Source organism: Belnapia sp., from assembly GCF_059504005.1.
On sequence record NZ_JCACHU010000159.1, the window covers coordinates 1 to 18,608 of the forward strand.

The following is an 18,608-nucleotide window of genomic DNA, read 5'->3' on the forward strand; positions in this document are numbered from 1 at the left end:
CCGGATCGCACATCCCAACCGAATAGGGAATCCTCTGTCTCGGTCAGAACACTAGCTCCTCCGCCGCAACAGGCTGATGCCGGCGGCGGCAAAGGCGAAGCAGGCGCCGGCGCCCATCGCCAGCTTCGGCCCGCCGCCGGCCTGGAAGACGAGGGCCGTCAGCGTCGTGCCGATGGTCTGGCCCAGCAGCCGCGCGGTCGCCTGCATGCCGCCCGCCCCGCCGCTGCGGGCCTTGGGCGCAGCGGAGAGCATGGTGCGGTTGTTGGGCGTCTGGAAGAAGCCGAAGCCGAAGCCCCCCAGCCCGACCGCCAGGCCGAGCACCACCACCGGCGCGGTGCCGGGAAGGGCGATCAGCAGCGCCAGGGCGACAGCGAGGGTGCCGCCGCCCGCCATGCAGAGAAGCGCGGTCGGCAGCCGGTCGGAGAGGCGGCCGGCGAGCGGCGCGGCGATGGCGAGCGCGACCGGCCAGGGCGTCATCATGAAGCCGGTCGCCGCCTGCTCATGCCCGCTGGCGATGAAGTGAAAGGGCAGGGAGACGAAGCTCAGCGACCAGGCGGCGAAGGCGCAGACCGAGGCGAGGACGGAGACGGCGACCGGCGGCAGCCGCAGCAAGTCGAGCGGCAGCAGCGGCGCGGGGCGCCCGAGGTCGCGGCGGATCAGGGCGATGCCGGCGGCGACGCCGCCCGCCATCAGCGGGGCGCCGGCCCAGGGCAGGGCGAAGGCCAGGTCGATGCCGAGGAAGAGCAGGCCGAAGGCGAGCGCCGCCAGCCCGGCGGCCAGGACGTCGAACCGGCGACGGGCGCGCGGCGTCTCCGGCAGGGCGAGGCCGCCGAGCAGGATGGCGGCGAGGCCGAGCGGGACGTTCACCGCGAAGAGCCAGGGCCAGGGGCCGAGGGCGAGGATCGCCGAGCCGAGGGTCGGGCCGATCGCCCCGGCCAGCGCCACGGTCAGCGTGTTGAAGCCGATGGCACGGCCGAGCTGGTTCCCCGGATAGGTGTAGCGGATGAGGCCCGCGGTCAGCGCCATCACCGCCGAGGCGCCGATGCCCTGCACCACCCGCGCCGCGACCAGGGCGGGGAAGGAGGGCGCGAGGGCGCAAGCGAGGGATGCCGCGACATAGAGCACGAAGCCGGCCATGTAGACGCGGCGGAAGCCGAGGATCTCGGCCAGGGAGGCGAAGGAGATCAGCGTCGCCACGACGACGAGCTGGTAGCCGTTGCTGAGCCAGATGACGCTTGCCGGGGCGACGCCGAGGTCGCGGGCGATGGCCGGCAGGGCCACGTTGATCATGGAGGTGTCGAGCACCGTGACCAGGATGGAGAGGAGGATGGCGCCGATCGCCAGGCTGCGCCGCGGCTGCGGCAATCCGTCCTCCGGCGTCATCCCCTTGCCCTAGTCCCCGCCCGTTCCCCGCCCGCAGCATGGCCGGCGACGGCGCGATCGCCGGTCATGCCCCAGGCTGCCATCTGGTGGCGTGAGGCGTCCCTTCGGCGGTCACGCCCCGGGCAGGCTATTCGGCGGCGGCGGCGACCGGAAGCTGCGGCAGCGCAACCCCGACCAGCGCGTCGCGCGTGACGATGGCGGTGAGCTGATCCTCGCTCCAGCCCTCGGTACCGGCGGGGCGCATCGGCAGCACCATCCAGCGGTAATCGGCGGTGCTGTCGACGACGCGGATCTGCGTCCCCGGCGGCAGCGCGGTGCCCCATTCGGCCAGCACGGCACGCGGCTCGCGCACGGCGCGGGCGCGGTACTCGAAGGACTTGTACCAGTGCGGCGGGTAGCCGAGCACGGCGCGCGGGTAGCAGCTGCAGAGGGTGCAGACGACGAGGTGGTGCAGGCCCGGCCGGTTCTCGAGCACGCCGAGGGGCGGGGCACCGGCCATGGAGACGCCCATCCGCTCCGCCGCAGCGGCGCCGTCGCGGAGCAGGAGGCGGCGGTAGTCCTCATCGAGCCAGGCGCGGGCGACCATGCGGGCGCCGATCTCCGGGCTGGCGCGGTCGGTGCTGGCCTGGCGCTCGGCGATCTCCTGCTCGGTGACGAGGCCGCGGGCGGCCAGCGCCGCCACGAACTTGTCGAGCAGGGCGAGGGATTCGGGGCGGGCGGGGGCGCTCATGCGGCCTCCTGCGCTGGAGTGGCGGGTTCGAGCCAATGCTCGAAGATCTCGACGAGGAGGCTGTCGCCGGCCTCGCCCTCGGCCCAGATCGGCGGCTGGTCGAAGAGGACGTGGTAGAGCGGGCGCCGCGGGGCCGGGCGGGCGAAGGCGAGATCCTCCGGGTTGGGGAATTCGCCGAGCACGGCCTGGATCACGCCCTCGCGGCCGCGCAGGTAGTGCGGCGTGCGGATATGGCAGGGGCCGCGGCGCTCCGGCCAGTCATCCTTCACCCGGATGCGCGTGCCGGGAGCGAAGGCGGCGCTCACCGCAGCTCCTCCGCCGGAACGACACCCTTCTCGACCATGAGCTTGGTGATCGAGGTCAGCCAGCGCTCGTAATAAGTCAGAGCGAAATACTCGGCCTCGGGGATGCTCTCGATGCCGCGCCGGAGCTCGTCCACCGTCATCAGCCCCTTCTGGGCGAGGATCTGGCGGATGGCGTCCACCCGCTTGCCGAACTCGTCCGGCGGCGCCTCGTCGCGCTCGACCGCCGAGCAGCGGAAGCGGCTGGCGCCGCCGATGTCATGGGTCGCGGGGGTAGGGGCGTCGCTCATGCGGGAAGGCTAGGGCGGCGGCCCGGAATTCTCAATCGCCGATGACCTCGTCCGGCATCACGCCCCAGATCTCGCTGCGCTTGATCCAGCCGCTGTAGTCGCCGACCCGGGCCTCGCACCAGGCGCTGCCAGCCTCGCAGCGGCGAAGGCTGCCGATGACGCCGGGGCGGAGATGGGCAATGGCCTCGGCCTGGTCCTCGGGGCGGCGGCGAAGGTTCCGCTCCTCGCCCTGGACCATGAAGGTGCGGCGGGAGGTGAGCAGCGGGCGCTGGACCCAGCCCTCGGTGCCTTCCGGGTCGCGGATGCGGCGCCAGACCTGATGCTCCTCGATGATCTGCACCGGCAGGTCCTTCCGCTGGTAGGTCCAGTCGATGCGGAAGCGGAGGTCGGGGCCGACGCGGAGATTGACCTGGTTGGAGCCGAGGGCGGCGAAGCGCGGCAGCGGGCGGCCGGTATCGGAGCCGACCGTCGGCGCGGGCGGGGGCGGTGGGGCGGCCGGGGCGGGGGGCGCGACGGCGACGGCGGCCGCGCCTGCCGCGGCGCCGGCGGCGGCTGCGGCCGGGGCGTTGCGGCGGCGGGGTTGCTGGGCCTGGTTCGATGGCGTGCCCGGGCGCGTCGCGGTGGTGCCGGGGCGTGGCTGCACCGTCGGCGCGGCCTGCTGGGCGGCGGGCGGGCGAGACGGGGCCTGGGAAGGGCGGCCGGGGGCAGCCGTCTGCGGCGGAGCCTGGGCCGGGCGGGCGGGCGCGGTGGCCTGGGGCGCGGCCGGGGCCTGGGGCGGCTTCGGCGGGGCGGGCCTTGCCGCCGCGGGCTGCTGCGGAGCCGGGGCGGCGGGGGCTGGGGCCGTGGCGCCGGCGCGCGGCGGCGGCAGGGCGCCCTGCTGGCCGAGGCTGCTTTGCCCCCAAGCGGCATGGGTGGCGAGGGCCAGGCAGGGCAGCAAGAGGGTGGGGCGGAGATACATCACGGAGATGGGATGCCAAGCCGCGGGGGCAAAGGTCAAGCTACAGCGTGGCCATCTGCCCATCGCCGATGGCGGCGAGGAAGCTGGCGATGCCGGCCACGGTGACGGAGGGGCGGAGCGCGGCCGCCTCCAGCCCTTCGGTGCGCAGGCCGGCCTCGCAGGCGAGGAGGCGGAGACCGAGCTCCTCCGCCGCCTCGAGCAGCGGGGCGATGCCGGCGACGCCGCGGGCGGTGACCGCCGCCTCGCGCGGGTCGGCGAGCAGGGGCGCCTCGGCCAGCAGCAGGCGGCAGCCGGCATTGGTGGCGAAGAGCGTCACCTCCCGCCCCAGCGCGGCGGCGCCGGTGGCCAGCACCAGGGCGTAGTGCGCGCGCTCATGGCCGCCGGAGATCAGCAGGATGCCGAGGGGCTTCGGCATTCAGGCGGCGGTGCAGGCGAGGGGCGCGGGCGCGGCATGGGCCGCGAGGTCGCGGATGGTCGCCGCCTCGCCGCAGAGGGCGCAGCCCGGGTCGCGGCGGAGGCGGATGGTGCGGAAGCGCGTGTCGAGCGCGTCCCAGAGCAGCAGGCGGCCGGACATGGATTCGCCGATGCCAAGGGTCTCCTTCAGCACCTCCGTCGCCTGCAGCGTGCCCATGACGCCGGTGACGGCGCCGAGGACGCCGGCCTCGGAGCAGCTCGGAACCAGGCCGTCCGGCGGCGGCTCCGGGTGGAGGCAGCGGTGGCAGGGGTGCGGCGCGCCGAGATGCGACCTGAAGGTCGAGAGCTGGCCCTCGAAGCGCAGCACCGCCGCCGAGACCAGCGGGCGGCCGAGCAGATGGCAGGCATCGCCGAGCAAGAAGCGCGTAGCGAAATTATCGGTGCCGTCGCAGACGAGGTCGTAGCGCGGGATCAGCGCCGCGGCGCTCCCGGCATCGAGGCGGACCGGGTGGGTCTCGACCCGCACCTCCGGGTTGAGGCCGGCCAAGGTCTCGGCAGCGCTCTCCGCCTTGTTGCGGCCGAGGCGCGCGGTGCTGTGGATCACCTGGCGCTGGAGGTTGGACAGCTCCAGCGCATCATGGTCGACGAGGCCGATGGTGCCGATGCCGGCCGCGGCCAGATAGAGGGCGAGCGGCGCGCCGAGCCCGCCGGCGCCCACCACCAGCACCCGCGCCGCCCGCAGCTTCGCCTGGCCGATGGCGCCCACATCCTGGAGCAGGATGTGGCGGGAGTAGCGATGCAGCTCGGCATCGGTGAAGTCGAGGTCCATCCCCGGCATATGGGCGCGGCACCCGCCGGCGGGCAAGGCCAGGGGTGAGGTCAGTCGGCATAGGCCCCGGCGGCCTGGATGACGGGTCGCCAGCGGGCCACCTCCTCGGCCAGGAAGCGGCGGTGGAAGGCGATGGTGGCGCGCTCCTCCGTCGCCGGCTCGGTCGCCAGCTCGGCGAAGCGGCGGCGCAGCGCCTCGTCGCGCAGGGCCGAGCGCAAGGCGGCGGAGAGGGTGGCCTGCACCTCCTCCGGCGTGCCGGCGGGGGCGTACATGGCGTGCCAGGTCGTCATGACGAGCCCGGCGAAGCCGGCCTCCGCCGTGGTCGGGAGCTCCGGCAGCTCGGCGAGGCGGGCGGTGCTGGAGACGGCGTAGGAGGCGATGCGGTTGTCCTTGATGAAGGGCACCGTGTTGGTTGCCTGGTCGCAGAGCAGGTCGAGGCGGCCGGCCATCAGCTCGGCGATGGCGGGGCCGGTGCCGCGGAAGGCGACCGTCGTCGCCCGGGCGCCGGCCGCCTGCTGCAGCAACACGCCGCAGAGATGCGAGGCGGAGCCGAGGCCGGCATTGGCGAGGTTCAGCCGGTCCCCGCCCTCGCGGAGCGCGGCGACGTAGCCGCGGAGGTCGGCGGCCGGGAAGCCGGGGCGGGCGACGAAGGTCATCGCCGCATCGGAGACGAGGCCGAGCGGGGCGAAGCTCTCCTGCACGTCGTAGGGCAGCTTGCGGTAGAGCGTCGCGCTGGCGGCGAAGCCGATGTTGTTGACCAGCAGCGTATAGCCGTCCGGCCGCGCCTGGGCCGCCCGCTGCGGGCCGACCAGGGAGCCGCCGACCGCCTCCACCACCACCGGCTGCGGCAGGGCGCGGCCCAGCGCATCGGCGAGGATGCGGGTGATGGTGTCGGTCGGCCCGCCCGCTGCGCCGGCGGCGATGATTGTGACGGGGCGGCTCGGGAAGGGCTGCGCCCCCGCCGGACTAGCCAGCAGCAGCGCGAGGATGAGCAGGCGGAGGATGGTCATGGCACCGTCCCTCAGTTCAGCCGCAGATCGAGGATATGCGTCGGACCGGGCGCCAGCTCGCCGCGCTCGACGCGCCGGACGATGTCGGTCAGGGCAGCGTTGGCGGGGGTGGCCAGGCCGATACCCTGCGCGCGGTCGACGATGAAGCCATTGAGGAACTCGATCTCGGTGCGGCGGCCCTTCACCATGTCCTGGCCCATGGAGGGGCGGTGAGCGCCGCCGCCCGGCTTGCGGGCCTCGGCCAGGCGGTGCTCGTCATAGGCGCGGCGGGCCTCGGGGTCGCCCTCGCCGGCGCGGGCGATCAGCTCCGGGTCGAGGTGATGAACCTCTTCGAGGCTGTAGCCGAGGGCCTGGCCGGTGCGGATCGCCTCGGCGCCGAGGCGGGCGGTGAAGGCGCGCAGCGCGTCGTCCAGCAGGATGTCGCGGCTGACGAGGCCGGTGCAGGCCGAGAGGCCGTTCGCCATCGCATTGGTGACGAGCTTCGACCAGCGCTCGCCCCAGAGGTTGCTTGTCACTTGGGTGCTGTCGGCCAGCGCCGTGAGGCGGGCGACCTCCTGCACGCGCCCGGTCAGCCGCCCATGCACCTCGCCGACGCGGAAGACGGTGTGCGAGGCGCCCGACTTGCCGGCGGCGCGGCGGACATGGCCGGGCTCGCAGAGATCGACCGTGATGGAGGAGGCGATGGCGCCGAGCGTGCGGCCCCAGCCGAGGATGCCGGCGATCGTCTCCTCGTTCATGCCGTTCTGCAGCGAGACGCAGAAGCCACCCGGCGCCAGGTACTGCTTCACCATCAGCGCGGCCCAGGCGGTGTCGTAGGACTTCACGCAGATGAAGGCGATGTCGAAGGGCCGTTCCTTCGACACCCCCTGCAACTCGGTCAGGTGCATGGCGCGGACGGGGACGGTGAATTCCGGTACGTCGCGCAGGTGGGAGATGCGGAGGCCGCGCGCCCGCATCGCCTCCACATTCTCCGGCCACATGTCGACGAAGGTCACGTCCTCGCCGGCCTGGGCCATATGCGCCCCGGCATAGCCGCCGACCGCCCCGGCGCCGATGATGGCGATGCGGTTGCCCATTCCGGTGTTTCCTGCCCTTCGGCGGCGAGTATGGGGCGCGCGGCGAGGCGCCGTCCAGCGGCGCCGGAGGCAGGCGCGCAAGGCGCGGGTTGGCAAAGTGGCGGCGCTGCGCTTCCCTTGTGGGCGAGCGGGCTTCGGCTTCCCTGGCCCAGGGACCCCGCTCGGGCTCGTGGCCGAAGCGGTCGGTTCCAGCTGGCCGGAACCGACCAGTCCATGCGGGGAGAGGTCCATGGCGGCAGGGCAGGAGGCGGCACGCATCCCCGTGCTGGTCGGCGCCGGGGAGGTGGTCGACCGCCCCGCCGAGCCGCGCCTGGCGCTGGAGCCGGTGGCGCTCATGGCGGAGGCGTTGCGTCGCGCCGGCGAGGATGCCGGGGCGCCGGGGCTGCTGGCGGCGCTCGACGGCCTCGACATCGTCAACAGCGTCTCCTGGCCCTATGGCGACCTGCCGGGGGCGCTGGCGGCGCGGCTCGGCGGTGCGCCGCGGCGGATGGTCTACGGACCTGTCGGGGGCGAGAGCCCGGTGCGCTTCCTGCATGAGGCGGCGCTGCGCATCGCCCGCGGCGAGAGCGAGGTCGCGGCCGTCGTGGGTGCCGAGGCGACGCATGCCGTGGCGCAGGCGCGGAAGGCCGGGGTGGAACTGCCCTGGACGGAGCCCGATCCGAACTGGCGGCGGGTGCGGGGTCGGGACTACCTGCACCCGATGGCGGTGCGGCTCGGCGTCGCCGATCCCGTCTCGGTCTATCCCTTCTACGAGAATGCCGTGCAGGCCCATCTCGGCCAGAGCCCGGCCGAGGGGCAGGCGGCGTCGGCGGCGCTGTGGTCCGCCTTCTCTGGCGTCGCGGCGCGCAACCCGGCCGCCTGGCTGCGGCGGGAGTACAGCGCGGCGGAGATCGCCACGGCGGGCGCGGCGAACCGGCCGATCGCCTATCCCTATACCAAGCTCCAGGTCGCCAACCCGATGGTGAACCAGGGCGCCGCGCTGCTGCTGACCAGCCTGGCGCGGGCCCGGGCAGCCGGCGTGGCGGAGGAGCGGATGGTTTTTCCGTGGGGCGGCGCGGCGGCGGTGGAGCCGCGCGACTACCTCCGGCGCGACCACTACCACGAGGCGCAGGCGCAGAATGCGGTGCTCGATGCCTGCGTGCGCATCGCAGGCGAAGGGTTCGGCACCAGCGAGCTCTACTCCTGCTTCCCCTGCGTGCCGAAGATGGCGGCGCGGCGGCTCGGCCTGCCGGCGGGGACGGTGCCGACGACGACGGGCGGCCTCACCTTCTTCGGGGCGCCGCTCAACAACTACATGACCCATGCGGCGGCGGCGATGCTGCGGGCGTTGCGGCAGGGCGAGGACCGGCCGGCGCTGCTCTACGGTCAGGGCGAGTTCGTCACCAAGCATCATGCGATGGTGCTGGCACGGCGGCCGCCGCCCGCGCGCCTGGCCGAGGCGTACAGCGTGCAGGCGGAGGCGGATGCGCGGCGCGGGCCGGTGCCCGACTTCGCCGAAGCGGCGGCGGGGCCGGCGCGCATCGAGACCTTCACCGTGCTGCACGACCGCGAGGGTGCGCCGGAACAGGGCGTCGTCATCCTCCGCCACGAGGATGGGCGGCGCGGGCTGGCGCGGGTGCCCGCCGGCGATGGCGAGGCCATCGCGCTGCTGCTGCGGCGGGAGCGGACGCCGATCGGCACGCGCGGCTGCGCCGTCCTCGCCGCGGATGGCGTCGCCGAGTGGCGATTCGGGTAAAGTCCAACAAACAGGAGGAGGAAAAGGCATGTCCCGCAAGCTCGAAGGCAAGGTCGCACTGGTCACCGGCTCCGGCCGCGGCATCGGCCGGCAGATCGCGCTGAAGCTCGCCGGCGAGGGCGCCCGCGTCGTCGTCAACGACCTGGATGACGGGCCGGGCGCCGAGACCGTCGCCGAGATCACCGCGGCGGGCGGCACCGCCATCGCCTGCAACGGCGACGTGACGGCCGAGGGCTTCGCCGAGCGATTCGTCCAGGCCGGCATCGACGGCTTCGGCGGGCTCGACATCATCGTCAACAACGCTGGCTATACCTGGGACAACGTCATCCAGAAGATGTCGGACGAGCAGTGGATGGCGATCCTCAACGTCCATCTGACGGCGCCCTTCCGCATCATGCGCGCCGCCTCCCGCTTCATCCGCGAGGCAGCGCGGCAGGAGGCCTCCGAGGGGCGGGAGGTGTTCCGCAAGGTGGTGAATGTCAGTTCCACCTCCGGCGTTTACGGCAATGCGGGGCAGGCGAACTATTCCACCGCCAAGGCCGGCATCATGGGCCTGACCAAGGCGATGGCGAAGGAATGGGGCCGGTACAAGGTCAACGTGAACGCCGTCGCCTTCGGCCTCATCATGACGCGGCTCACCGAGGCGCCGGCGCATGGCGGGGCGACCATCGACATCGCCGGGCGCGAGATCGCCGTCGGCGTCCGGCCAGAGGTGCTGAAGAATGCCGAGACGATGATCCCGCTCGGCCGCGGCGGCCGGCCGGAGGAGGCGGCGGGCTCGGTCTACCTGCTCTGCATTCCGGAATCGGACTATATCAGCGGCCAGATCCTCGAGGTGACGGGCGGGCGCCCCTAGGCACAGGCCGCGGCAGCGAGGGTTGCGGTCCCGGCCGGGCTGCAACCCTTGGCGTCCTGGGGCATTGCGGAAGGGTGCCAACCCTAGGGCAGGATCCTTCCGGCATGCGCGCCAACCGGCTGACGACCTACATCCTCATCGCCATGGTGCTGGGCATCGGCGTTGGGCATATCTGCCACGAGACCTGGCCCAATCCGGAGACGGCCAAGTCGATCTCCGGCTACATCTCCCTCGTCACCGACATCTTCCTGCGGCTGATCAAGATGATCATCGCGCCGCTGGTCTTCTCGACGCTCGTCGTCGGCGTCGCGCATATGGGTGACACCAAGGCGGTCGGGCGGATCGGGGCCAAGGCGATGCTCTGGTTCGTCAGTGCCTCGGTGGTATCGCTGCTGCTCGGGCTGGTGCTGGTGAACCTGCTGCAGCCGGGGGCCAGCCTCAACCTGCCGCTGCCGGATGCCGCGGCCTCATCGGGCGTCGCCACCTCCTCGCTGTCGCTCAAGGATTTCGTGGCGCATCTGGTGCCGCGCTCGGTCTTCGAGGCGATGGCGCAGAACGAGATCCTGCAGATCGTTGTCTTCTCGCTCTTCTTCGGGGTGGCCTGCGCGGCGCTCGGCGAGCGGGCGAAGACGATCGTCGCCTGGACCGAGGAGCTGTCGCATGTGATCCTGAAGATTACCGGCTACATCATGGGGCTGGCGCCGCTCGCGGTCTTCGCTTCCATGGCGGCGATCATCACGACGCAGGGCCTCGGCATCCTCGTCACCTACGGGAAGTTCGTGGCCGAATTCTATCTCGGCCTGGGGATCCTCTGGTGCGTGCTGGCGGCCGTCGGCTTCGTCTTCTTCGGCCGGCGCGTCTTCGAGCTGATCAGCCTGGTGCGGGAGCCTTTCCTGCTCGCCTTCAGCACGGCGAGCAGCGAGGCGGCTTACCCGAAGATGATGGAGCAGCTCGTCCGCTTCCCGGTCAGCCGGCGGATCGTCAGCTTCGTGCTGCCGATGGGCTACTCCTTCAACCTCGACGGCTCGATGATGTACTGCACCTTTGCGACAATCTTCATCGCGCAGGCCTACAACATCGAGCTTTCGGCGGGCCAGCAGGCGACGATGCTGCTGCTGCTGATGCTGACCAGCAAGGGCATGGCGGGCGTGCCGCGGGCCTCGCTCGTCGTCATCGCGGCGACGCTTGCGACCTTCAACATCCCGGAGGCGGGGCTGCTGCTGATCATCGGCATCGATCAGTTCCTCGACATGGGCCGCTCGGCGACCAACGTCATCGGCAACTCGCTGGCGACCGCCGTCGTCGGCAAGTGGGAGGGCGAGCAGCCGGCCGTGCCGGAGACGGAGGGTGACTTCGCGCCCGAGCCGCAGTCGCAGCGGGCCTGACGCAAATCGGGCGGAAGCGATGCCGCTTCCGCCCGTGATCTGGTCTCAAAGGCTGCCCTGAAAAAGCGCGGCACCCTAGGGTGCCGGCATCGGTACGGTGCCGCCAGCCGGCGCCGTCCCGATCGGGTTCTTCAGATGAACCACTGGCCCGTGGCTTCGTAATTCGCCGTGACCTGGGCGGCCAGCGCGTGCCAGTCGACCGGCTGGTCAGGCGCGGGGGCGGCCGGAGCCGGAGCCGGGCTGTGCGAGGTGTCGCCGGAGGGCAACTCCCACTTGCCGGTAGCGTTAAAATGCGCCGTCATCTGCGCCGCGATCGCGTTCCAGTCGACCGCGCCGCCGGACGCGGAGCCGCCGGAGGTCGAGCCACCGCTGCTGCTGCCGCCGCTGCCGGTGGCAGGCTCGGGCGCCGGGGCCGGCTCCGGCGTCGGGGCGGGTGCGGGGGCCGCAGCGCTGCTGCCGAGCGGCTTGAAGTCGATATGCGAGACGGTGATCGAGGTGTCCGGGTTGTTGTTCAGGATGCCGATCGTGTTGTTCATCCCGCCATGGTCGAAGTCCTTCGGGACATGGGAGGTGATGCTACCCATATCCTTGCCGTCGACCTTGAAGGTCATCTTCCCCGGTTCCCAGATCAGCTGGTAATCGTGGAACACGCCGCCCTTCACCCCCTCGAACATCTCGGTCTTGAAGGCGTCCCGGCCGTTGTCGTTCCAGTGGACGGTGCCGTATTGGCGGCCGGAGCCGTCATGGGCGTTCTCGACGAGGTCGATTTCCTGGCCGGGCCACTGGTCGTTGCCGGGCCACAGCAGGATGGCGGGGCCGGGCTCGTTGCCGGTGATCTTGGCCGTGACCGTGTAGGTGCCGTAGCCATGACCGGCTTCCTTGCCGCTGGCCCATTGCATCAGGCCCGCGGAGCCGGTGAGTTTCACCTCCCCATTGCTGGGGGATGAGACGTTCCAGGCATTGCCGAGCGAGCCGAAGCCGCTGTCGAAGCTCACGCTGAGCGGATTGTTAGCCATAGAGAGTGGTCCCCAATGTCCATTGCCGATGCCGCACGACGCACCTCGACGCGCAGGATGCGCGGCATAGGGTCGGTACGGCGTCTGGGCTGCAGCAGCCCCCGGGCGCCTCGCGGCGCCCGTGTCAACGGCCGGGCTTGTTGCCCCGGCCTTCACCCGGAACCCGGCTCGACGAGCGGCCGGACCCCGAACGAATGAGGTCGATTAAGATACGATCCAACATCAGGCCGCGCTCATGCCCCGGCGACCAATATTGCCGCGGTGCGGACCAAGGATGGCGGCTGCAGTGCGAACTGCTCTGCAGCCGGAATACCCCTCGCCGCTGGCGTGAGACGCGCAGTCAGCCAAGTAACTCTTCCCTCGTGGTTGAAACCCAAAGGTGCTCCCGCTTGTCAGTAGGGCGTGAGCGAGGCTTGCCTACGTAAGTAATTGTATACGATCAAGTGTTGTTTTTCGGCTCCAGCGCTGATGCGAAACGATACGTGACGTAACATGAGGTGATGCAGCGGCGGCATGGTGCCGGCAACGAACGCGATCCCGCATCATGGCGTTGTCGAGGCACCAACCGGACCCTGTCGCCAGGGTTGTCCTGGAGCGTCGCCATGCCCGAACCCCTGCAGACCCTCGCCCTGAGCCTTCATGTGAATGGCGTCGAACACCAGGCGGAGGTGGATGCGCGCACGACCTTGCTTGACGCGCTGCGCGACCGGTTGCACCTCACCGGCACCAAGAAGGGCTGCGCGCTCGGGCAGTGCGGCGCCTGCACGGTGCTGCTGGACGGCAAGCGCGTCGTGGCCTGCCTGATGCTGGCGGTGATGGCGCAGGGGCGGCAGGTCACGACGATCGAGGGGCTGGCGCAGGGCGAGGAGCTGCATCCGGTGCAAGCCGCCTTCGTCGAGCACGACGCCTTCCAGTGCGGCTACTGCACGCCGGGGCAAATCATGTCGGCGGTGGGCGCGATCGGCGAGGGGCGCGTCGGCTCCGACGACGAGATCCGCGAGCAGATGAGCGGCAATCTCTGCCGCTGTGGCGCCTACACGAATATCGTCGCCGCCGTGCGCGACGCAGCGGCGCGGGAGGCCTGAGCCATGCAGCCCTTCGCCTATGTCCCCGTCATCGATGCCGCCGGCGCTGCTGCCCGGGCGCTCGCCGGCGCGCATTTCATCGCGGGCGGGACGGATATGCTGCAGCTTCTGCAGGAGAATGTGCTGCAGCCGCGGGAAATCGCCGATCTCAACGGCCTCGGCCTTGCCGGCATCAGCGAGGAGCGGGATGGCGCGCTGCGGCTCGGCGCCCTGACCAGGCTGCAGGAGGCGGCGGACCATCCACTGCTGCGCGAGCGTTGCGCCGTGGCGGCCGAGGCGCTGGCGGCCACGGCCTCGCCCATGGTGCGGCACATGGCAACCCTCGGCGGCAACCTGCTGCAGCGGACGCGCTGCCTCTACTTCCGCGACGTCTCGACGCCCTGCAACAAGCGCCAGCCGGGCAGCGGCTGCTCGGCGCTGGAGGGCGAGAACCGGCACAACGCCATCCTCGGCGGCAGCGAGCATTGCATCGCGGTGCAGCCTTCCGACCTTCCCGTCGCCTTGATCGCCCTCGATGCGGAGGTGCTGATCCAAGGCGCCGGCGGGGCGGAGCGCTGGGTGCCTGTGGAGGGCTTCCACCGCCTGCCGGGCGACACGCCGGAGATCGAGACGGTGATGCGGCCGGGCGATGTCATCCTGGCCATGCGCATCCCGGCGCATGCGATGCGCTGGCGTTCGCACTACGTGAAGGTGCGGGACCGGGCGAGCTTCGCCTGGGCACTCTGCTCGGCCGCCGTTGCGCTGCGGCTGGACGAGGATGGGCGCGTCGCCGAGGCGCGGGTCGCGGCGGGCGGCGTGGCCACCAAGCCCTGGCGGCTGCTGCGCGTGGAGCAGGAGCTGCTCGGCGAGCGGCTCGATCGGGACCGGGTGCGGCTGGCGGCGGTCTGGGCCACGGAAGGGGCGGCGACGCGGCCGGGTAATGCCTACAAGGCGCCGCTGCTGCAGCATACCGTCGAACGCGCGATCCTCGAGCTCGGAGGCCTGGCATGAACGCGATCATCGGCCAGCCGGTCAACCGGGTGGACGGCCCGGCCAAGGTCACCGGCCATGCGACCTATGCGGCGGAGTTCGACCTGCCCGGCCTCGCCCATGCGGCGATGGTGCTGGCGACCATCCCGCGCGGCCATGTGCGCAGCATCGATCGCGCGGCGGCGGAGGCGGCGCCGGGCGTGCTCGCCGTCATGACCCATGAGGATGCGCCGCGGCTGCCCTATAAGCAGATCGCCCAGCGGCCGCAGGTGGATGCGCAGTCGGGCGAGCAGCTGCACGTGCTGCAGGACGACCAGGTGCGCTTCAACGGCGAGCCGGTCGCCGTCGTCATCGCCGAGACGCTGGAGCAGGCGGTGCATGCGGCGGAACTCGTGTGCGTCGAGTATGCGCGGAGCCCGGCGGTGACCATCTTCGATGCCGCGCAGGGGCGGCAGCCGAGCGAGGAGAATGCCAAGGCCGGGCGCGTGCCGGAGCTCGGCCGCGGCGATGTCGAGGGCGCGATGGCAGGCGCCCCGGTGCGCGTTGAGGCGCGCTACGTCCATCCGCGCGAGCATCACAACGCGATCGAGCCGCATGTGACCATCGCCCAATGGGAGGGGGAGAACCTCACCCTCTACGACAAGACGCAATGGGTGGACAACGACCGCAAGGAGATCGCGCATGTCTTCGGCATGCCGGAGCAGCGCATCCGCGTCGTCTCCCCCTTCGTCGGCGGCGCTTTCGGCTCGGCGCTCCGCACCTGGCCGCATGTGACGCTGGCGGCCATGGCCGCGAAGCGCGTCGGCCGGCCGGTGCGGCTGGAGCTGACGCGGCGGCAGCTCTACATGGCGATCGGCTTCCGGCCGCATTCGGAACAGCACCTGACACTCGGCGCCAGCAAGGAGGGCAAGCTGCTCGCCCTCGAGCATGAGGTGGTGCAGCAGGTCGGTCGCTACGAGGAATATGCCGAGACGGCGCTCTCGCCGACCAGCCACCTCTATCAATGCGACAACCTCCGCGCCCGCTACCGGCTGGTGGAGATGGACACCAACTCGCCCTGCCCGATGCGGGCGCCGGGCGTCGTCACCGGCGTGCTCGGCCTCGAGATGGCGATGGACGAACTGGCGGCGGAGCTCGGGATCGATCCGCTGGAGCTGCGCCTCCGCAACTATGCCGACAGCGACCAGCAGAAGGGCCTGCCCTGGTCGAGCAAGGAGTTGCGCGCCTGCTACGAGACGGCCGCCGAGCGCTTCGGCTGGTCACGGCGCAGCCCGGCGCCGCGCTCGATGCAGGAGGGCGGCCTGCTCGTCGGCTATGGCATGGCGACCGCGATCTACCATTCCGACCGCAGCGGCGGCTCGGCCTCCGTCGCGCTGACGGGGAACGGGACGGCTCTGGTGCGCAGCGCCTCCTCCGACATGGGGCCGGGCACCTATACCTCGATGACGCAGGTGGCGGCGGAGACGCTCGGCCTCACGGTCGAGCAGGTGCGCTTCGAGCTGGGCGACACCAACCTGCCCTATGCGCCGGTGCATGGCGGCTCCATCACCATGGCGAGCCTCGGCAATGCGGTCGTCGCGGCCTGCCAGGCAGTGCAGACCAAGCTGGCCGGCTTGGCGCGGGCGGCGCAGCAGGGGCCCTTCGCCGGGCTCGCGGCGGATGCGGTGGTGGCGCGCGAGGGCGGGCTCGCGCGGGCCGACGGCACCGGGCCGGTCGTGCCCTATGCGGAGCTGCTGCGGCAGCACAATCTCGGCTGGATCGAGGCCGAGGCGCAGGCCCAGCCCGGGGAGGAGACGCAGAAATACTCCTCCGCCGCCTTCGGCGCCGTCTTCGTCGAGGTGCGGGTCGACGAGCTGCTCGGCACGGTGCGGGTGCCGCGCATGGTCGGCGCCTATGACGTCGGCCGCGTCATCAACCCGAAGACGGCGCGCAGCCAGTGCATCGGCGGCATGGTCGGTGGGCTCGGCATGGCGCTGGAGGAGCGGGCGGAATGGGATGTCCGCTTCGGCAAGGTGATGAATGCCAACCTCGCCGAATACCTGGTGCCGGTGAATGCCGATGTGCCCTCGCTCGAGGCGATCTTCGTCCCCAATGACGACCGCAACTTCAATCCGCTCGGGGTGAAGGGGCTGGCGGAGGTGGCGATCTGCGGCGTGGCGCCGGCCATCGCCAACGCCGTCTGGCATGCGACCGGGCGGCGGATCCGCGAGCTGCCGATCACGCCGGAGCGTCTGCTGGGATAGAGCGTAATCGCCGAAGGCCGGACGCGTGGATCGCGCCGCCGGCATCGAGCCAGACCATCATCCGTGACGTGTTGATGGTCTGGGGAGCCATGCGCAGCCGGCATGGGGCTTGGCGCAGTACCCTTCCCATCTGGGCATGAGGATTTCGACAGGAGGGGGGCGGCATGTCCGCGACGAGCTTGGCCGCGCCGGTTGGGGTGCGGCAGGTCTCCATCAATGTTCCGGCGGCGCTGAGCGCCGGGGCGCTACTGCTGCTCGGCGGCGGCGTCATCGCCCAGACGGTCAGCCCGAGGCAGGCGGAGCTCTTCCTGCTCGGCGCCATGCTGGGGCTGGTGCTCTACCATGCCGCCTTCGGCTTTACTTCGGCCTGGCGGGTCTTCATCGCCGACCGGCGCGGGGCAGGCTTGCGCGCGCAGATGGTGATGCTGGCCGTTGCGGTGCTGCTTTTCTTCCCGGCGCTTGCGGCGGGGACCCTGTTCGGCGAGCCGGTGCGGGGCCTCGTCTCGCCCGTCGGCGTCTCGGTGATCTTCGGCGCCTTCCTCTTCGGCATTGGCATGCAGATGGGTGGGGGCTGCGCCTCGGGCACGCTCTATACGGTGGGTGGCGGCTCGGTGCGGATGCTGCTGACGCTGGCGGCCTTCATCGCCGGCTCGGCGCTGGGGGCGGCGCATCTGCACTGGTGGTCGGCGCTGCCACATCTGGAGCCGGTCTCGCTGGTGCAGTCCTGGGGGGTGGTGCCGGCGCTGCTTGCCAATCTCGCTGTCTTCGCCGGCATCGCCTGGCTGACGGTGGTGCTGGAGCGGCGGCGGCATGGGCGGCTGGTGGTGCCGCCGGATGCGCCGCACCAGGGCCTCGCCAGGCTGCTGCGCGGGCCCTGGCCGCTGGTTGCCGGGGCGGTGGCGCTGGCGCTGCTGAACTTCGCCACCTTGGCGCTCTCGGGCCGGCCCTGGGGCATCACCTCGGCCTTCGCCCTCTGGGGGTCGAAGGCGGCGGCACTGATCGGGCTCGATCCGGCGGGCTGGCCCTATTGGCAGGCGCCGGCGGCCCGGGCGGCGCTGGAGGGGAGCGTCTTCCGCGACGTCACCTCGGTAATGGATTTCGGCATCATCCTTGGCGCGCTGCTGGCCTCGGCGCTGGCCGGGCGGTTCTCGCCGGGCTGGCGGGTGCCCTGGCGCTCGGCGCTGGCCGCCGTGGTGGGCGGGGTGATGCTCGGCTACGGGGCGCGGCTCGCCTATGGGTGCAATATCGGCGCCTATTTCTCGGGGATCGCCTCGGGCAGCCTGCATGGCTGGGCCTGGATGGTAGCGGCCTTCTTCGGCAACTGGCTGGGGACGGGGATCCGCCCGCTCTTCGGCCTGGAGGTGGAGCGGCTGCCCCGGCAGACCGGCTGCTAGCGGCCCAGTCGCCGAATGGCGCGGGGTCTCAGTCGGCCCGCACGGGAGATCCTGCTTTCGTTTTGGGCGCGTTTGGCGCATCCTTGACGCGTGACGACGACCCTGACGCATGCGGAACTTTCGGACCGGCAGCAGGCCATCCTCAGCCTGGCTCGCGGGGCCGGCCGTGTCGGGGTGGAGGAGTTGGCGGCGCGCTTCGCCGTCAGCCCGCAGACCATCCGCAAGGACCTCAACCTGCTGCGCGACCTCGGCCTGCTGGCGCGGCAGCATGGCGGGGCGATGCTGGCCTCCGGCGTCGCCAATGCCTCCTACGAGGCGCGCCGGGCGCTGGCCCATGACGAGAAGCGCCGGATCGCGGAGCGCTGCGCGGCGCTGATCCCGGACGGCTCCTCCCTCTTCATCAATATCGGCACGACGACGGAGGAGGTGGCGCGGGCGCTCACACGGCACCGCGACCTGCTCGTCGTCACCAACAACATCCATGTGGTCTCCATCCTGCTGCCGAGCCCGGGCGTCGAGGTCGTCGTCGCCGGCGGGCCGGTGCGGCGGACGGATGGCGGCATCGCGGGAGAGGCGACGGTCGACCTCGTTTCCGAGTTCAAGCTGGATTTCGCCGTGATCGGCGCCTCCGCCCTCGACGAGGATGGCAGCCTGCTCGACTACGACTACCGGGAGGTGCGCGTCTCGCGCGCCATCCTGGGCAATGCGCGGCAGCCGATCCTGGTGGCGGATGCGGGGAAATTCGAGCGTTCGGCGCCGATCCGCATTGGCCATGTGCGGCAGCTGCATGCGGTGGTGATGGACCGGCCGCCGCCGCCCCGCTTCGCCGAGGCCTGCCGGGAGGCGGGGACGCGCATGGAGCTGGCGGAAAGCGAAACTCGGTGAGGTGCGGATAGGGCGCGAGATTTTCGCTTGCGCTTTCGATTTCGGTGA

Annotated in this window: 18 protein-coding genes; 8 read left to right on the top strand and 10 right to left on the bottom strand. The window is 71.6% G+C overall.

Annotated features, from left to right (window positions below):
• Nucleotides 1–51: 51 nt before the first annotated feature.
• The 9 genes from AC5JJ1_RS24725 to AC5JJ1_RS24765 form a co-directional block, all read right to left on the bottom strand.
• On the bottom strand, nucleotides 52–1,383 hold the full coding sequence (locus AC5JJ1_RS24725; RefSeq protein ID WP_495787781.1) for an MFS transporter: 1,332 nt from the start codon (nucleotides 1,381–1,383) through the stop codon (nucleotides 52–54).
• 127 nt (nucleotides 1,384–1,510) lie between these two features.
• Entirely contained in the window at nucleotides 1,511–2,113 is a 603-nt protein-coding gene (locus AC5JJ1_RS24730) for a nitrile hydratase subunit alpha (protein ID WP_495787782.1), read from the bottom strand.
• Nucleotides 2,110–2,418, bottom strand: coding sequence for an SH3-like domain-containing protein (locus tag AC5JJ1_RS24735; protein ID WP_495787783.1), 309 nt, complete (start codon nucleotides 2,416–2,418; stop codon nucleotides 2,110–2,112). The genes AC5JJ1_RS24730 and AC5JJ1_RS24735 overlap by 4 nt, the downstream gene beginning before the upstream one ends.
• The gene (locus tag AC5JJ1_RS24740; protein WP_495787784.1) at nucleotides 2,415–2,705 is read right to left on the bottom strand and encodes a nitrile hydratase; all 291 of its coding nucleotides are present in this window, start codon (nucleotides 2,703–2,705) and stop codon (nucleotides 2,415–2,417) included. The genes AC5JJ1_RS24735 and AC5JJ1_RS24740 overlap by 4 nt, the downstream gene beginning before the upstream one ends.
• Nucleotides 2,706–2,736: 31 nt before the next feature.
• On the bottom strand, nucleotides 2,737–3,663 hold the full coding sequence (locus AC5JJ1_RS24745; RefSeq protein WP_495787785.1) for an SH3 domain-containing protein: 927 nt from the start codon (nucleotides 3,661–3,663) through the stop codon (nucleotides 2,737–2,739).
• A gap of 40 nt (nucleotides 3,664–3,703) precedes the next feature.
• Entirely contained in the window at nucleotides 3,704–4,078 is a 375-nt protein-coding gene (locus AC5JJ1_RS24750) for a DsrE family protein (protein WP_495787786.1), read from the bottom strand.
• Nucleotides 4,079–4,906 carry a HesA/MoeB/ThiF family protein gene (locus tag AC5JJ1_RS24755; RefSeq protein WP_495787787.1) on the bottom strand — a complete coding sequence of 276 codons (828 nt, stop codon included), beginning with the start codon at nucleotides 4,904–4,906 and terminating at the stop codon, nucleotides 4,079–4,081.
• 50 nt (nucleotides 4,907–4,956) lie between these two features.
• Complete coding sequence (locus AC5JJ1_RS24760; protein WP_495787788.1) at nucleotides 4,957–5,916, bottom strand: tripartite tricarboxylate transporter substrate-binding protein; 960 nt, start codon at nucleotides 5,914–5,916, stop codon at nucleotides 4,957–4,959.
• A gap of 11 nt (nucleotides 5,917–5,927) precedes the next feature.
• A complete protein-coding gene (locus AC5JJ1_RS24765) occupies nucleotides 5,928–6,992 on the bottom strand; it encodes a ketopantoate reductase family protein (protein WP_495787789.1) in 1,065 nt (354 codons plus the stop codon).
• A 229-nt stretch (nucleotides 6,993–7,221) separates the two neighbouring features.
• On the opposite strand from AC5JJ1_RS24765, the gene AC5JJ1_RS24770 reads away from it, so the two are divergent.
• The 3 genes from AC5JJ1_RS24770 to AC5JJ1_RS24780 all read left to right on the top strand — a co-directional run bounded on the left by AC5JJ1_RS24770 (nucleotide 7,222) and on the right by AC5JJ1_RS24780 (nucleotide 10,968).
• On the top strand, nucleotides 7,222–8,727 hold the full coding sequence (locus tag AC5JJ1_RS24770) for an acetyl-CoA acetyltransferase (RefSeq protein ID WP_495787790.1): 1,506 nt from the start codon (nucleotides 7,222–7,224) through the stop codon (nucleotides 8,725–8,727).
• 28 nt (nucleotides 8,728–8,755) lie between these two features.
• Nucleotides 8,756–9,583, top strand: coding sequence for an SDR family NAD(P)-dependent oxidoreductase (locus tag AC5JJ1_RS24775; protein ID WP_495787791.1), 828 nt, complete (start codon nucleotides 8,756–8,758; stop codon nucleotides 9,581–9,583).
• 104 nt (nucleotides 9,584–9,687) lie between these two features.
• Nucleotides 9,688–10,968 (top strand): dicarboxylate/amino acid:cation symporter, encoded by a 1,281-nt coding sequence (locus AC5JJ1_RS24780; protein ID WP_495787792.1) that lies wholly within the window; start codon nucleotides 9,688–9,690, stop codon nucleotides 10,966–10,968.
• Between the two features lie 131 nt (nucleotides 10,969–11,099).
• On the opposite strand, the gene AC5JJ1_RS24785 is transcribed toward AC5JJ1_RS24780, so the two are convergent.
• Complete coding sequence (locus AC5JJ1_RS24785) at nucleotides 11,100–11,963, bottom strand: family 16 glycosylhydrolase (protein WP_495787793.1); 864 nt, start codon at nucleotides 11,961–11,963, stop codon at nucleotides 11,100–11,102.
• A 623-nt stretch (nucleotides 11,964–12,586) separates the two neighbouring features.
• Between AC5JJ1_RS24785 and AC5JJ1_RS24790 the strand changes: the two genes are divergently transcribed.
• The 5 genes from AC5JJ1_RS24790 (at nucleotide 12,587) to AC5JJ1_RS24810 (ending at nucleotide 18,560) form a co-directional block, all read left to right on the top strand.
• Complete coding sequence (locus AC5JJ1_RS24790; RefSeq protein WP_495787794.1) at nucleotides 12,587–13,069, top strand: (2Fe-2S)-binding protein; 483 nt, start codon at nucleotides 12,587–12,589, stop codon at nucleotides 13,067–13,069.
• Between the two features lie 3 nt (nucleotides 13,070–13,072).
• The gene (locus AC5JJ1_RS24795) at nucleotides 13,073–14,059 is read left to right on the top strand and encodes an FAD binding domain-containing protein (protein WP_495787795.1); all 987 of its coding nucleotides are present in this window, start codon (nucleotides 13,073–13,075) and stop codon (nucleotides 14,057–14,059) included.
• Nucleotides 14,056–16,281: a xanthine dehydrogenase family protein molybdopterin-binding subunit gene (locus tag AC5JJ1_RS24800; RefSeq protein ID WP_495787796.1), complete on the top strand. Its 2,226-nt coding sequence runs from the start codon at nucleotides 14,056–14,058 to the stop codon at nucleotides 16,279–16,281. The genes AC5JJ1_RS24795 and AC5JJ1_RS24800 overlap by 4 nt, the downstream gene beginning before the upstream one ends.
• Before the next feature lie 164 nt (nucleotides 16,282–16,445).
• The gene (locus AC5JJ1_RS24805; RefSeq protein ID WP_495787797.1) at nucleotides 16,446–17,675 is read left to right on the top strand and encodes a YeeE/YedE family protein; all 1,230 of its coding nucleotides are present in this window, start codon (nucleotides 16,446–16,448) and stop codon (nucleotides 17,673–17,675) included.
• A gap of 90 nt (nucleotides 17,676–17,765) precedes the next feature.
• Nucleotides 17,766–18,560, top strand: coding sequence for a DeoR/GlpR family DNA-binding transcription regulator (locus tag AC5JJ1_RS24810; protein WP_495787798.1), 795 nt, complete (start codon nucleotides 17,766–17,768; stop codon nucleotides 18,558–18,560).
• Nucleotides 18,561–18,608 lie beyond the last annotated feature (48 nt).

Coding starts and splice junctions, on each gene's coding strand:
- AC5JJ1_RS24725 (WP_495787781.1), bottom strand. CDS start 1,383: ATGACGCCGGAGGACGGATTGCCGCAGCCGCGGCGCAGCCTGGCGATC.
- AC5JJ1_RS24780 (WP_495787792.1), top strand. CDS start 9,688: ATGCGCGCCAACCGGCTGACGACCTACATCCTCATCGCCATGGTGCTG.
- AC5JJ1_RS24805 (WP_495787797.1), top strand. CDS start 16,446: ATGTCCGCGACGAGCTTGGCCGCGCCGGTTGGGGTGCGGCAGGTCTCC.
- AC5JJ1_RS24790 (WP_495787794.1), top strand. CDS start 12,587: ATGCCCGAACCCCTGCAGACCCTCGCCCTGAGCCTTCATGTGAATGGC.
- AC5JJ1_RS24770 (WP_495787790.1), top strand. CDS start 7,222: ATGGCGGCAGGGCAGGAGGCGGCACGCATCCCCGTGCTGGTCGGCGCC.
- AC5JJ1_RS24740 (WP_495787784.1), bottom strand. CDS start 2,705: ATGAGCGACGCCCCTACCCCCGCGACCCATGACATCGGCGGCGCCAGC.
- AC5JJ1_RS24730 (WP_495787782.1), bottom strand. CDS start 2,113: ATGAGCGCCCCCGCCCGCCCCGAATCCCTCGCCCTGCTCGACAAGTTC.
- AC5JJ1_RS24795 (WP_495787795.1), top strand. CDS start 13,073: ATGCAGCCCTTCGCCTATGTCCCCGTCATCGATGCCGCCGGCGCTGCT.
- AC5JJ1_RS24765 (WP_495787789.1), bottom strand. CDS start 6,992: ATGGGCAACCGCATCGCCATCATCGGCGCCGGGGCGGTCGGCGGCTAT.
- AC5JJ1_RS24750 (WP_495787786.1), bottom strand. CDS start 4,078: ATGCCGAAGCCCCTCGGCATCCTGCTGATCTCCGGCGGCCATGAGCGC.
- AC5JJ1_RS24755 (WP_495787787.1), bottom strand. CDS start 4,906: ATGGACCTCGACTTCACCGATGCCGAGCTGCATCGCTACTCCCGCCAC.
- AC5JJ1_RS24745 (WP_495787785.1), bottom strand. CDS start 3,663: ATGTATCTCCGCCCCACCCTCTTGCTGCCCTGCCTGGCCCTCGCCACC.
- AC5JJ1_RS24800 (WP_495787796.1), top strand. CDS start 14,056: ATGAACGCGATCATCGGCCAGCCGGTCAACCGGGTGGACGGCCCGGCC.
- AC5JJ1_RS24775 (WP_495787791.1), top strand. CDS start 8,756: ATGTCCCGCAAGCTCGAAGGCAAGGTCGCACTGGTCACCGGCTCCGGC.
- AC5JJ1_RS24760 (WP_495787788.1), bottom strand. CDS start 5,916: ATGACCATCCTCCGCCTGCTCATCCTCGCGCTGCTGCTGGCTAGTCCG.